The organism is Aeromicrobium sp. EU05-FHT14F07, from assembly GCF_058790455.1.
Window position 1 is genome coordinate 64,195 of sequence record NZ_JBYTCR010000017.1, and the last position, 13,191, is coordinate 77,385.

The window sequence follows — 13,191 nt, forward strand, 5'->3', positions numbered from 1 at the left end:
GCCGCCATCCTCCCAGCCGACGCCCTCCCGCGGGTGCGAGGACGCGGTCAGTGGTTCCGCAGCTTCTCGACGAGCTCGTCCTTGCGCAGGTCGGAGTAGCCCTCCAGACCGAGCTCCTTGGCCCGCTCCTTCAGCTCCTCGACCGTCCAGTCCTCGTACGACCCGGACTCCCCGCCGCGCTTCCCGACGGTCTTGCTGCCGTCGCGCGCGGCCGCGTTGGAGATGCGGGCCGCCTTCTCCTTCGAGGCGCCGTCGTCACGGAGCGCCTCGTACATCTCGGGGTTCTTCAGCGACGGCTCGTCGCGCGCGTCCTTGCCTGCGGGCATGGTGTCCTCCTCAGGTGGTGTGGTGCGGGCTCAGAAGACCGGCTTGCCGCCGGTGACGCCGAGCACGGTGCCGGAGACGTAGCTCGCGTCCCGCTCGGAGGCGAGGAACACGAAGGCCGGCGCGACCTCGGCGGGCTGCCCGGCGCGCCCCAGCGGGGTGTCGGAGCCGAACTGCTCGATCTTCTCCGCGGGCTGGGTGGCGGGCTGCAGCGGGGTCCAGATGGGGCCCGGGGCCACGGCGTTCACGCGGATGCCGTCCGCACCGAGCTCGGCTGCGAGGTTCACGGTCAGGTTGTTGAGCGCGGCCTTCGTCGAGGCGTAGTCCAGCAGCGACGTCGACGGCTCGTAGGCCTGGATCGACGTGTTGTTCACGACGCTGCCCTGCCGCTCCCGCAGGTGCGGCACGGCCGCGCGCGTCAGCCAGAAGGTGGCGTACAGGTTGGTCTTGAGGACCCGGTCGAGGTGCTCGTCCGTGAGCGCCTCGATGCCCTCCTCCCGCGCCATCTGGAAGCCGGCGTTGTTCACCAGCACGTCGAGGCCACCGAGCTCGTCGACCGTGCGGGCCACGACGTCGTCGCATGCCGACCGTTCGCGGAGGTCGACCTCCAGGGCCAGCGCCCGACGCCCTGCGTCCTCCACCCAGCGCGTGGTCTCGGCGGCGTCCTGCGCCTCCTCGGGCTGGTAGGTGAACGCGACGTCGGCACCCTCCCGGGCGTACGCGATGGCGACGGCGCGGCCGATGCCGGAGTCGCCGCCGGTCACGAGGGCGACCTTGCCGTCGAGCCGGCCGTGCCCGACGTAGGACTCCTCGCCGTGGTCGGGGCGGGGGTCCATCGCGGCGGTGCTGCCGGGCGGGTCCTGCTGCTGGGCGGGGAAGCCGTCGCTCATCGGATGCCTGTCTCGTCGGGGGCGGGGGTCGGCTCGAGGGGGACCTCGGGCACGTCGTCGGGGTCGGTCGGCTCGACCGGTTCGACGTCGGGGTCGGGCAGGGGTGCGTCAGGTGCGAGCGTCATGCGAACTCCTTCGGTCAGGGTCGTCACCTCGACGTTCCCCCGGATCCGGAAGCCATGCATCTCGGACCAGCCCAGGACGTCGGGCCTGTGCTCACCGACGCCGTGCTCGCCGACGTTGGGCTCGCCGACGCTGGGCTCGCGCACGCTGCGCTCGAGCAGCATGAGACGCAGCCCGGGCTCCGTGCGGCGCGCGACCCACCGCGCCACCGTGGACACCGCGCTCAGGCCGTCGGCCACGTCGCGCTGCGGCGTCCTGCACCACACGCCGTCGTGGCGCAGGACCAGGACGAACCGGCGTCGCGCGAGGCGGTGCCACGCGGCCTGCACCCGCGCCGGCGGGTCGACGTCCGCGGGCAGCAGGCACAGCACCGCGTCCCGGTCGGGCGCGTCCTCCAGCGCGAGCAAATGGTCACGGTCCCGACCGTCGTCGACGTCCAGCACGACGACGCCGGGCCGGTCGCGCGCGGTCTCGAGCAGACGGGTCATGTGGACGCCGTACCCCTGGAGACGCGGGTCATGCGCCGACGTGCGCAGGGTCTCCCCCGTGCCTACGCTCGCCGCATGAGCATGGACACCACCATCGACCTGGGTCGGCCCGTCTCGGGCGACGTCGTCGACCTGATCCTCGACGACCACCGTCGCTTCGAGGACCTGCTGCGCCAGCTGCGCAGCACCGCGTCGGACCGCGACGCCGTGCGTCAGGCCTTCGCCGCCCTGCACGTCGCGCACGCCGAGGCGGAGGAGCGGCACGTGTACCCGCAGCTGAAGAAGCGGCGCGCGGTGGGCGCGCACGAGGCCGACCACGGCGAGCACGAGCACGCCGAGGGCAACGAGGCGCTGCTCGCCGTCCTCGAGTGCGCCTCGACCGACACCCAGAAGTTCGACGACGCCGTCGAGGAGCTCACCCGTCTGATCAGCCACCACCTGACCGAGGAGGAGCTGACGATCCTCAACCCGGCCCGTGAGGAGCTCGGCCCCGAGGTCCTGGCGCGTCTGGGCGAGGCGTTCGCGACGGAGCGCAACCAGCAGATCGACGCCGACTGCGGCCGGACCGAGAACGTGCGCCGCCTGGTGGAGGAGGCTCGCGAGGAGGGTCTGATCGACGAGGAGTGACCCGGTCGAGCGGTGGACCGCACCCATGTGGTTCGCTGTCCCCCGGTTGAGCAGCAGCCGACGACCTCGCACGCCTGGAGGTGGTCGACCTGACCCACTCCCCCGTTCCGCCGGACCCCCTCCGCGACGGACCCCCCACGACCCCCGACCTCGCTCGTCACCTCGTGGCGCTCGCCACGACCGCCGGCGGGACCCCGCACGGCGGCCTCGTCCTGGCGACGCCGCACGACGCCGACGACCTGGTGGCCGCCTCGACCTCGCTGGCGTCGGTGGCGCTCGGGCTGCCGCCCGGCCCCGACGCCGACGACCTGGCCGACGGTCTGCTCGTCGTGCGCGACACGTCCCTCGACGGCCGCTGGCCGACCTGGTCGACGACGCTGGTCGGCCTCGGCGTCCGGTCGGTGCTGCTCGCGCCCGTCCGCACGACGCACCGCCCACCGGGCGTGCTGGCGGTGCACGCCGACCGCACCGACGCGTTCTCCGAGGCCCAGGTCGCCGCGTTCGGCGAGGTCGCCGCGATGGCGTCGTCGGCCCTCGCCGTCGCCCTCGACCGCGACGGGCTGCATCGCGCGGTGGCCGCACGACGCCTCATCGGCATCGGGATCGGGATGCTCGTGGAGCGCTACGACCTCTCCGTCGAGCGGGCCTTCGGCGTGCTCGTGCGGCACTCGCAGCACCTGAACCTCAAGCTGCGCGACGTCGCCCGGCACCTCGTCGAGAGCGGCGAGCTGCCGGAGCAGCCGCCGGACCTGGGCGACGGGCCGGCCGAGCCGACGTGACCGCGCGGGTCGGCGGCAGGTCAGGCGTCGTCGGGGAGGGTGCGCGTGCGCACGACCTCCTGCGCGACGACCGCCAGCTTCTCGTTGCGGTGCTGGGAGTAGCGCACGAGCACGCCGAAGGCCTGGTCGGCGTCGACGCCGAAGCGCTCCATGAGGATGCCCTCGGCCTGCCCGATGACGGTCCGCGACGCGAGCGCCTCCCGCAGGGTGCTGCGCTCGCGGGCCGACGCGATCGCGACGGCGGCGTGGCTCGCCAGGTGCCGGGCGGCGATCCGGTCGGCCTCGTCGAACGCCTCGGGCTCGGTCGCGTACAGGTTGAGCGCGCCGAGCTCGCGGTCGGCGAGCGCCAGCTGCACGCAGAACATGGAGCGCACCCCCTTGCTGACCACGTTCGGGCGCCACGACGGCCAGCGCGGGTCGGCGGCGAGGTCCGGCACGTCGACCTCGTCGGCGTGCAGGGCGTCGACGCAGGGGCCCTCGGACAGCTCGTGCTGCAGGTCGTCGGCCCAGGCGACGAGGTCGCTGGTGGGCGCCACGGTCTCCACGCGGCCCCGGCCCCGCACGAGCGAGACGCCCGCGTCGCTGGCCCCGCGCACGAGCTCCAGCGAGAGGGTGGTGAGCCGCTCGGCCGTGCTCTCCGGCGTGTCCTCGGCCGCGAGCTGCTGCGCGATCGACGCGAGCCGCCCGTCGAGTCCGTCGTCGACGATGTCCGACATGGTGTGACCTCCTCGGACCCGAGACTACCGAGATCCAGGTGGTGCGGCAGCAGACGCCGTGGCCACTGGGACGTCCGGGTGTCGCACCCGTCACCATGGTGCCCGTGAGCGACACCAAGGACGTGCAGCGCACGCTCGACCTCGCCCTGAGGATCGGGGAGCTGCTGCTGTCGAACGGGGCCGGCGCGGCCGACGTGACTGCGACGATGTCGTCGGTGACCCACCACCTCGGGCTGCGGCACACGCTCGTCGACGTCACGTTCACGTCGCTGACCCTCAGCCACCAGGAGAGCGTGGACGACACGCCGATCGTCATGCGCCGGCACGTGACGCACCGCGAGGTCGACTACGCGGACCTCACCGCGGTCGACCTCCTGGTGCGGGCGCTGCTCGCGGGCGAGATCGACCGCGACGAGGCGGCCGCGCAGGTGCTGCGGATCGCCTCGACCGGCCACCCCCGCCCCCGCTGGGCGATCACCGCCAGCTGGGGCGTGACCGGCGCCGGCATCGCCCTGCTGCTCGGCGGCAGCTGGATCGTGCTGGCCGTGGCCGCCGTCGCGGGCTCCACCATCGAGGTCGTGCAGCGCCGGATCGAGCGGCTGCGGCTGCCCTTCTTCTACTCCCAGGTCGCCGGCGCCCTTGCCGGCACGCTGATCGCGGTGGCGGTCGCCGCGTCGCCCGCCACCGTCGACCCGTCGGTCGTGGTCACGGCCGCCATCGTCATGCTCCTGGCCGGGCTCGGCTTCATCGGCGCGATCCAGGACGCCCTGACCGGGTTCACCATCACGGCCAACGCGCGACTGATGGAGGTGATGATCGCGACGGTCGGCATCATCGTCGGCGTGTCCACGGGTCTGCACGTCGGCGGCTGGCTCGGGCTGGACCTCAGCATCGACCCGGGCGCGTCCGGCCTGGGTCGGCTGCCCGGCGTCATGGCGGGGGCGGGTGTCACGGCGGGGGCGTTCGCGGTCTCGGCCTACTCGCCGAAGCGCATCGTGATGCCGATCGCCCTGCTCGCGGCGCTCACGTCGGGCGGCTTCCTCCTCCTCACGCAGTCCGACATCGGACGGCCGGGTGCCGCCGGCATCGCGGCGTTCACGATCGGCTTCCTCGGCTACTACATGGCGCGCAACTTCCGCGTGCCGCCACTGGTGGTCGTGGTCTCCTGCATCGTGCCGCTGCTGCCCGGCCTGTCGATCTACCGCGCGCTGTCCCTGCTCGCGGGCGAGGACATCGGCGGGCTCCTGCCGATGATCACCGCCGCGGGCATCGCGATCGCCCTCGCGTCGGGCGTGCTGCTGGGGCAGTACGTGGCGCAGCCGCTCGGCCACGAGGCCCGCAGGCTGGAGCGCCGACTGGCCGGTCCCCGCCTCGTCGGCCCCCTCCGGGCGCGCGCCGGACGCGGCCGTCGCGGCTGACCCGCCGCGTTCACCGGGCCGACGTCGTGGGTGCCTGGCAGGCTGACGGGGCAGGGCGTATCGTGCTGGCTAAGCAAGCGCTTACTGACCGGAGAGTTGCCATGAAGCTTCGCCTGTCCGAGGAGGACGCCGCGTTCCGCGAGGAGATGCGCACGTTCTTCACCACCCAGGTCCCGCAGTCCATCCGCGACACCGTCGCGGCCCGCCGTGAGCTGACGAAGGACCAGATCGTCGAGACGCAGCAGATCCTGAACGCTGCCGGGCTCGCCGTGCCGAACTGGCCCGTCGAGTGGGGCGGCAAGGACTGGACCCCGCTGCAGCGCCACATCTGGCACGAGGAGATGCAGCTCGCCAGCGTGCCCGCGCCGCTCGCGTTCAACGCCTCCATGGTCGGCCCGGTCATCGCCGCGTTCGGCTCGCAGGAGGTCAAGGAGCGCTTCCTCCCGGCGACCGCGAACCTCGACATCTGGTGGTCGCAGGGCTTCTCCGAGCCCGACGCCGGCTCCGACCTCGCGTCGCTGCGCACCGTCGCCCGCCGCGAGGGCGACGAGTACGTCGTCAACGGCCAGAAGACGTGGACCACGCTCGGCCAGTACGGCGACTGGATCTTCACGCTCGTGCGCACCGACCCCGAGGCGCCGAAGAGGCAGCAGGGCATCTCCTTCCTGCTGATCGACATGACCTCCCCGGGTCTGACGGTGCGCCCCATCGAGCTCATCGACGGCGGCCACGAGGTCAACGAGGTCTTCTTCGAGGACGTCCGCGTCCCGGCCGAGAACCTCGTCGGCGAGGAGAACCGCGGCTGGGACTACGCGAAGTTCCTGCTCGGCAACGAGCGCGTCGGCGTGGCCCCCGTCGGGTCGACGAAGCGCTGGCTCGCGGCCGCCAAGGAGACGGCGGGCGAGCGCATCGCGTCCGACCCGCTGCTCGCGGCCCGCATCGCCGATCTCGAGAACGAGCTGCTCGCTCTCGAGCTCACGGCGCTGCGCGTCGTCGCGCACTCGGCCGACGGCAAGCCCCACCCGGCGTCGTCGGTGCTCAAGCTGCGCGGCACCGAGCTGCAGCAGGCCGTGACCGAGCTGTACGTCGACCTCGCCGGCCCGCTCTCGCTCGCCTCGGGAGCGCAGGACGGCTCCGACGTGCCGGACTGGGCACGCGTGAGCACCCCGCAGTACCTCAACTTCCGGAAGGCGTCGATCTACGGCGGCTCCAACGAGGTGCAGCGTCAGATCATCGCCAAGACCATCCTGGGACTGTGAGGCAGCCATGGACTTCACCCTCGACTCCGAGCAGACCGCCCTGCGCGACGCCGTCCGCGGCCTGCTGAGCAAGACGTACGACTCGACCGAGACCCGCCGCGAGGTCACGAAGACCGACCCCGGCTTCTCGGAGAAGACCTGGCAGCAGCTCGCCGAGCTCGGCGCGCTGGGCCTGCCGTTCGCGGAGGAGGACGGCGGCTTCGGCGCCGGACCCGTCGAGGTCTCGATCGTCGCCGAGGAGATCGGACGGGTGCTCGCACCCGAGCCGTACCTCGAGACGATCCTGGCCGCCGGCCTGGTCGCCGACCTCGGCTCGCCGGAGCAGCGCGCCGACGTGATCGGCAGGGTCGCGGAGGGTGCGCTCGTGCTCTCCTTCGCCCACCACGACATCGCCGACGCGGTCGTCGCGACGCAGTCCGGTGACGCCTGGACGCTGTCCGGGGTCAAGGAGCCGGTGTTGCACGGCGCCCGCGCCGACCTGCTGGTCGTCACGGCCCGCACCGACGCGGGCGTCGGCGTGTTCCTCGTCGATCCCGCCGTGGACGGCGTGGAGCGAACCGGCTACCGCACGCACGACGGCGGACGTGCGGCGCGCGTGGCGTTCGACGGCGCCGCCGCCACGCCGCTCGGCGACCCGTCGTCCGACGCGTCCGACGCGGTGGCGCTGGCGGTCGCGCGCGGTCAGATCGCGCTCGGCCATGAGGCGGTCGGCGCGATCGACGTCGCCCTGCGCACCACGACCGAGTACCTGAAGACGCGCAAGCAGTTCGGCGTCACGCTCAACGCGTTCCAGGCGCTGACCTTCCGCGCGGCCGACCTGTACGTGTCGGCGGAGCTGGCCCGCAGCACGGTCACGTGGGCCACGCTGGTGCTGCAGGACGAGCCCGAGCGTGCCGTCGAGGCCGCGTCGCGTGCGAAGCTGCAGGTCTCGCGCGCCGGCCGGCACATCGGCCAGGAGGCGATCCAGCTGCACGGCGGCATCGGCATGACGGCCGAGTATTCGGTGGGCCACTACACGAGCCGGCTGACCGCGATCGACCACACGCTGGGCGACGGCTCGGAGCACCTGGCGCGGCTCGCCTCGACGGTGACCGACCACGGCGTGGTCGACCCGATCGGCTGACCCGCCCGTCCCTCGACGCCCCCGACCGCCCTGCGGTCGGGGGCGTCGTCGTGCGTGCCGCGGGGGACGGATCTCTCTGCGTCCACGCTGTCCTCGGGACGAGTCTCTCTGCGTTCGTGCTGCCATGGCGACGTGAACGCAGAGACATCGGTCGGGCGGACGGGCCGTCGCGACGGCGAGCGACGGTGGAGGACGTGAAGGACCCCTCGCGTACCCGCCAGAGCCCACTGACCCTTGCTGCCTTCCGGCCCTGGGGGAGTTGGGTGAGATAGCGCCACGCGAGGGGCTGCGCCCAGCATACGGGGGCTGCCCCGGTGCGTTCCACGCGGGATGCGACCGGTACGCTCGTCCGCGGAGGATTCGCATAGTGGCCTAGTGCGCTCGCTTGGAAAGCGGGTTGAGTGAAAGCTCTCAGGGGTTCGAATCCCCTATCCTCCGCCACGACGGCCTTACTCGAACCCGACCGAGGATTCACCTCGGGTCGGGCGAGTAAGTCGGTCAGGCCAACAACGTCGGACGCCTCGATCTCCAGATCGGGGCGTTTGCCGTTGCCTCCGGGCTCATCCTCGACCAACCCTCGGAATGGTGCCTGAACGTCACTCGACGCCACCTCGCCGAACTCATCCAGGTAGACGCGCTCGAACAGTGTGCGGTTCAGTGTTCCTCTCACGTTGTCCGGCACCTTGGCATAGGCACCACTGATGTCTGTGAGTAGCTCGATCGCCCACCGCATGACGTCTGCCCCTATGGCCAGTTCCTTCGTCGTCGCCATCCACGCCAGAGCCAGTCCCGTTCGCTCAAGGTGTCGGATCGAGGCAGCGCGCACGCTCGCGACGAAACACGAGAAGGTCCGTCCGACGAGCCGCGCACCTAGATCAACGATGGCTCCCCATGGCTGCGTCGATGCTTGGCCAAGTCCGCCGGCGGTGGATGCACGGTGGCCCCGCATTCAAGGCAGAGGTACTCAGCGACGCCAGTCCGGTGGAATCCACGGAATGCGTAGTTCGACGGACAGTCCGGGTTGAGGCAGAAATCGGAGGAGTCATGCTCGTCCGACTCCACAGTGCTTCCGGGTCGGGCTTCAGATCCGCTGCGCACCTCTGACCCGCACTCCTCGCAGCGATGTGGGACGGACGCCATGGTCAACCTCTCGCTTCCCTCGCGACTCTGTACCGCGGCGCGTCGGGAGGAGTACGTTCCGGACTGACCGTATTCAGAAGCCTACGCAGTTTTTGCAGAACCATCAACAACTCAGGACATGATGGACATGAAGACAAAGTCGACAGCGGGCGCAATCGTGGCAGCAGTGTGTCTCACCCTGACCGCGGGCTCGGTCGTCTCATCCGCGAACGCGGCAGTTGGCATCTGCCGCAAGGCCAACGACCCCTCAGGAAACGGGTCGTACGTCCACTACGACGTCAACGGCAAGTGCAGTGGCGAGGACGTCGACACGTGGCGAGTGAAGGTCGGACTCGCCAAGGAAGACATCAACTGGGGACCGATCCCGAACGACTGGCCAACGGTCTCGGGCTCCTACAGCAGCTACTCGACCTGGGCGGCGCGAGGTGCGAACCGGTACAAGGAGAACCTCGAGTACTGCTCCGACCTGCCGGACCACTGGAAGTTCAAGAGCGTCTCCTACTACCAGGTCGACTACAACAACGGCGTGGTGGACGGGAGCCGGGGACTCTCCGGCGAGAAGCGCTTCTGCTGAGGGTTGGCATCTGTGCAGAGAACAGAGGCATCCCGTGCGCTTCGCGTGGACGGGCTGCACATCCGGCGCAGAGGCGGGTTCCAGCTCTCGGTTCCGACGTTCGAGTTGGCAGCTGGGATCACGCTTCTGAGCGGCGCTAACGGCTCGGGGAAGTCGACCTTGCTGGAAGCTCTCTCGGGCCTGCACCTTCGTTGCATCGATGAACTGGCAGTGTGCGGTCTGAGCGTGAAGCAGAGGAGCTCACGGGCGGCCGCGTTCAAGCTCATGGGATACGTGCCCCAGGCGCTGGTGCTCCCTTCCCGGTGGACGGTTCGTGAGTACCTCGACTACGCGGGTTGGCTCAAGAGAGTCTCGCCGACGGATGCCGCCACGTCGGCGCGTGAGCTGTCGGAGAAGCTGGAGTTCTCCCAGTTCCTGGGCCGTCGAATCGGTGCGCTCTCGGGTGGTTTCAGACGAAGAGTTTTGGTTGCCCAGGCGATGATCGCCGCGCCGGCAGTCCTCCTCTTGGATGAACCGTTTGCGGGGCTCGACCAGGAGACATCCCACCTACTGCGGACGGTGTTGACTTCAGCCGATGCCGCTCCATCGATACTCCTCACCGATCACGGGCGCGACGCCGCCGACATCGCTGACGCCCAGCTGACCATCGCTGGAGGTGTCCTTGAACCGCTTGTGGTCTGACATCTGGAAGACGTTGCGTGGCCCGGTCAGCCTCAAGGGTTTCCTCGCGTTGTCGGCCGCCATCTTGCTCTATTACTTCATCATCCGGGTATCGAGCGTCACCAGTTCGCCCAGAGACGCTCAATTTCTTTACGGCTCTACGGCGCAGCTGCTTATGCCGATCGCGGGAGCCATGGGTACCTTCGCGGTCGTGAGTGCCAGGCCGCTGGGGCTGCGAGACCTCCTGAGGCAAAGTACGCGCACGCGATTCGTCTGCGACATGCAAACGTTGGCGCACGGGTACGTGGCACTCACGCTCCAGACGTTGCTGTTCGCGTTCGCGTTGACGGTGATCAACGTTGTCCAGGTCGGCGAACCGCAGATTGGCGTTGCACAGCTGCTCTACCCTCCGGCATTCTCGCTTCTCGGAATATCGGTCGGCTACCTCGTCGGAGTCGCAATCGATGTACTGCTACGGCTGCCTTTAGCGGGAGCGTACGTGTTCTCGCTCTTGGTCGGCTTGATCATCTTCATCCTCGCGATCTCGTTGCCGTCCTCACTCAGCGCGAAAGACGCCGAACGCTACAGCTTTGTCATCACGTCTCGAGCTCTTGAGCCGTCCGCTCAAGTCTCGACCGATTTGCTGTTCGCCCACGAGGCAGTAGCTGCTTCGGCGGCCCTCTTCATGTTTGCCACCGTCGGCGCACTGTTGCTCGTCAACAGCCGATCGAGGATCGTCTCTCTTACCTCCGCTGGGCTTGCGATAGTGGTTTTAGCCCTCGGCATCCAGGGGGTCGGGGCCGTGAGTGCCCCCATCGTGGAGCGACCTCAGGCAGGGAACTTCGCCTGCATCGGGGACAGGTACACCGTATGTGCCTTCACGAATGAGAAGACGGGAGCGGCGCGTCTTCAAAGAGCCCAGGCCAGAATCGGACGGCAGCTTCCCCCGTCGATGGTTCCGCGGATGATCGTGCAGCGTGGGTTGCAGGTAGAGGGTAGGCAAGCCGGGCCCACTGCCTACTTTTTAGAGACCCCAAGCAGTGACGAGAAGGCAGTGGTCTACGTCGCAGAGTTTGTCTTCAAGGCTAGCGGCTGCTCTGCAGAGCAAGTCTTCACTGACTCCCGCTTGCGATCGCTCTACGACTATGTCGTCCAACAGGGGTCATCGCCCGGGCCGGCGGACCAGTCGACCGATCAGATGATCGCGTCCGCGCGACGCGCGATGCAGAACTGTGCCGAGAATTGACACGGATACGCATAGCAGGCCTCTCCGGCCCTGACTGCTTGCTCGTCCTCCTCGTCTACGCGGCTGGAGCTGGCTGCGCCCTTCTTGCCAACGTTCTCGCGGCATCCGGATCTCTCTCGGCGATCAGCTTTGGTCAGGACTCACGATGGAATGTGGTGAGCGAGGTACTGGTCCCTCTGACAATGGGAACGCTTGCCTCCTACTACGCGTCGGGAGACGACGTTGCCGAGATGCGGGCGCGAGTGGGCTCGATGACGCGGCTATCGGCTGCGGCAAGACCAACGATCGTATGCAGCGTCGCATTCGCTTTAGCCTTGCCCCTCGTGTCGCGAATGGATCCGGCGGCGGCACTGCTGGCGAGCAGAAACTTTGCCCTCACCTATTTTTGCTGCGCGACCGCGAAGTTCATCTTCTCGACGCGAATCTATCTCGTGAGCGGTGCAATCCTCTTTTTTGCTAGCACCTTCTCCGGCGGTGTCTCGGACCAGGGACTACTAGGGATCTTCTACTGGGATCCGACTAACTACAGGGACGCGTCCCTGAGCGCTACTTTCCTGGTCGCAGGTATCGTCATGTTCGCCAGCTCGAAAACTGGTCGAAAACTGTAGCCGAGACCTCCAGAATGTATGGTGGCGTTACAGATCGGGCCGTCGTGACGGCTTTCCCAACCTAGCTACGTTGGAATGGTTGGAGATTCGACATGATTGAAATTATTGCGAGGCACATGGTCGGCGGACACCGCCACGAGCACATTTCAGACGTCCAATGGTGCAATGTCGACAGCGGTGCGACCGGATCCAGCACCCGAGAGACTATGGTCGATTAATTAGATCGATCGGAGTCGAACCGAGCGATAGTCGGTACATTCCCTACCGACTACGTCGAGGTGGGGACGGTGCACCCAACTGGTTCAGCCCCATACATCAGGACGTATGCCGACGGCGAGTGGAACGACAATCTGCTTTCGCTTCCGGAGTACTAGACCGGCGCAGCTGGAGCCCAGTGGGACTACTGATCCATCGAGTGCATCGCGGGGGTCGCCTTCACTCGACCAGGCTTCCCTCGATCGCCAAGCGGAGTCGCACAGCGGGGTTTGGTTCACCGGAGTGATTCCTCGTCCACCCCGTGCGCGAAGTGTCAGGATCGAGCCGAGCTCCGCCGTCGCAACTCAACTCCTCGTCGCCTCAGCGCATTACGCACCGTCACCCGATCCACCCCGAACCGCTCACCCATTGCCTGCATCGTCATCTGCTGTTCGTACATCCTCACGACCTCGTCCACGTCAGCTTCACTGAGCTTCCGCTGTGGTGTGGCCACTCCTCGCCCATGCAGCAACGTCCTCACCGTCGAGTCCGAGATTCCGTACCTTTCACCCAATATGACCGTCGAGACTCCCCCACCCTCGTAGTCCGCGACCACAGCATCCAGGACCTCCGCTGGCAATCGCTGCGACAACCGATGGACTCGGGTGCCCGAAGACTTGGTCTGTCGATCCTCCGCTTCTAGCACCATCTCCCGAGCCTTCTTGAGGCTCGGAAGCATCCATGCGAACTTCGAGTTGGCCAGCACAACTTCCGCCACGTTCCACGGCCCCCCAGCGTTCTTTGCTGGGGGGCCGTGGTGCGTGGTCGAGCATGGCGATTCGGGGAGGAGGGGGCGACAGCGACCAACGGAGTCACCTATCCTCCGCCAGCGACGGAGAACCCCTCGGCAACCAGATGCCGAGGGGTTCTTTCGTGCCCAGACCGTGCCCAGGGGTTCTCCGGCGCTGATCTGGGCTAGCGGATTCGAGGAGGAGCCGGGGGCGGGACGAGCGACGGAGTC

General features: G+C 68.5%; 14 protein-coding genes, 1 tRNA gene and 1 other RNA gene. 11 read left to right on the forward strand and 5 right to left on the reverse strand.

Annotated elements, in window-relative coordinates; translation table 11 throughout:
- Window positions 1-47: 47 nt before the first annotated feature.
- Genes AC3WRM_RS14620 through AC3WRM_RS14630 form a run of 3 tightly spaced genes read right to left on the reverse strand, consistent with a single transcriptional unit; the run spans window position 48 to window position 1,825 of the window.
- Window positions 48-326: a DUF7218 family protein gene (locus tag AC3WRM_RS14620; RefSeq protein WP_492249234.1), complete on the reverse strand. Its 279-nt coding sequence runs from the start codon at window positions 324-326 to the stop codon at window positions 48-50.
- A 30-nt stretch (window positions 327-356) separates the two neighbouring features.
- Complete coding sequence (locus AC3WRM_RS14625) at window positions 357-1,214, reverse strand: SDR family oxidoreductase (RefSeq protein ID WP_492249233.1); 858 nt, start codon at window positions 1,212-1,214, stop codon at window positions 357-359.
- Window positions 1,211-1,825: a hypothetical protein gene (locus tag AC3WRM_RS14630; RefSeq protein WP_492249232.1), complete on the reverse strand. Its 615-nt coding sequence runs from the start codon at window positions 1,823-1,825 to the stop codon at window positions 1,211-1,213. The genes AC3WRM_RS14625 and AC3WRM_RS14630 overlap by 4 nt, the downstream gene beginning before the upstream one ends.
- A 75-nt stretch (window positions 1,826-1,900) precedes the next feature.
- On the opposite strand from AC3WRM_RS14630, the gene AC3WRM_RS14635 reads away from it, so the two are divergent.
- Together AC3WRM_RS14635 and AC3WRM_RS14640 are read left to right on the forward strand one after the other, a co-directional pair.
- Entirely contained in the window at window positions 1,901-2,452 is a 552-nt protein-coding gene (locus AC3WRM_RS14635) for a hemerythrin domain-containing protein (RefSeq protein WP_492249231.1), read from the forward strand.
- Window positions 2,453-2,532: 80 nt separating this feature from the next.
- Window positions 2,533-3,231, forward strand: coding sequence for a GAF and ANTAR domain-containing protein (locus AC3WRM_RS14640; protein WP_492249230.1), 699 nt, complete (start codon window positions 2,533-2,535; stop codon window positions 3,229-3,231).
- A 20-nt stretch (window positions 3,232-3,251) separates the two neighbouring features.
- Here AC3WRM_RS14640 and AC3WRM_RS14645 read toward each other — a convergent pair whose 3' ends face one another.
- The gene (locus AC3WRM_RS14645; protein WP_492249229.1) at window positions 3,252-3,947 is read right to left on the reverse strand and encodes a GAF and ANTAR domain-containing protein; all 696 of its coding nucleotides are present in this window, start codon (window positions 3,945-3,947) and stop codon (window positions 3,252-3,254) included.
- 95 nt (window positions 3,948-4,042) lie between these two features.
- On the opposite strand from AC3WRM_RS14645, the gene AC3WRM_RS14650 reads away from it, so the two are divergent.
- From AC3WRM_RS14650 to AC3WRM_RS14660, 3 genes are all read left to right on the forward strand, one after another.
- Window positions 4,043-5,365: a threonine/serine exporter family protein gene (locus AC3WRM_RS14650; protein ID WP_492249283.1), complete on the forward strand. Its 1,323-nt coding sequence runs from the start codon at window positions 4,043-4,045 to the stop codon at window positions 5,363-5,365.
- Window positions 5,366-5,466: 101 nt separating this feature from the next.
- Complete coding sequence (locus AC3WRM_RS14655; protein WP_492249228.1) at window positions 5,467-6,624, forward strand: acyl-CoA dehydrogenase family protein; 1,158 nt, start codon at window positions 5,467-5,469, stop codon at window positions 6,622-6,624.
- A 7-nt stretch (window positions 6,625-6,631) separates the two neighbouring features.
- Window positions 6,632-7,747 carry an acyl-CoA dehydrogenase family protein gene (locus tag AC3WRM_RS14660; protein ID WP_492249227.1) on the forward strand — a complete coding sequence of 372 codons (1,116 nt, stop codon included), beginning with the start codon at window positions 6,632-6,634 and terminating at the stop codon, window positions 7,745-7,747.
- Between the two features lie 194 nt (window positions 7,748-7,941).
- On the opposite strand, the gene ffs is transcribed toward AC3WRM_RS14660, so the two are convergent.
- An RNA gene (gene ffs, locus AC3WRM_RS14665) (signal recognition particle sRNA small type) lies at window positions 7,942-8,038 on the reverse strand.
- A gap of 62 nt (window positions 8,039-8,100) precedes the next feature.
- Between ffs and AC3WRM_RS14670 the strand changes: the two genes are divergently transcribed.
- The 6 genes from AC3WRM_RS14670 (at window position 8,101) to AC3WRM_RS14695 (ending at window position 12,349) form a co-directional block, all read left to right on the forward strand.
- Window positions 8,101-8,188, forward strand: a tRNA-Ser gene (locus tag AC3WRM_RS14670).
- Between the two features lie 865 nt (window positions 8,189-9,053).
- Entirely contained in the window at window positions 9,054-9,461 is a 408-nt protein-coding gene (locus AC3WRM_RS14675) for a hypothetical protein (RefSeq protein WP_492249226.1), read from the forward strand.
- 45 nt (window positions 9,462-9,506) lie between these two features.
- Window positions 9,507-10,142, forward strand: coding sequence for an ATP-binding cassette domain-containing protein (locus AC3WRM_RS14680; RefSeq protein ID WP_492249225.1), 636 nt, complete (start codon window positions 9,507-9,509; stop codon window positions 10,140-10,142).
- Window positions 10,117-11,367, forward strand: a complete 1,251-nt coding sequence (locus tag AC3WRM_RS14685) for a hypothetical protein (protein WP_492249224.1) — start codon at window positions 10,117-10,119, stop codon at window positions 11,365-11,367. Before AC3WRM_RS14680 ends, AC3WRM_RS14685 begins: the two co-directional genes overlap by 26 nt.
- A gap of 155 nt (window positions 11,368-11,522) precedes the next feature.
- Window positions 11,523-11,975, forward strand: coding sequence for a hypothetical protein (locus AC3WRM_RS14690; protein ID WP_492249223.1), 453 nt, complete (start codon window positions 11,523-11,525; stop codon window positions 11,973-11,975).
- Between the two features lie 278 nt (window positions 11,976-12,253).
- A complete protein-coding gene (locus tag AC3WRM_RS14695; protein WP_492249222.1) occupies window positions 12,254-12,349 on the forward strand; it encodes a DUF3892 domain-containing protein in 96 nt (31 codons plus the stop codon).
- The last annotated feature ends 842 nt before the right edge of the window (window positions 12,350-13,191 follow it).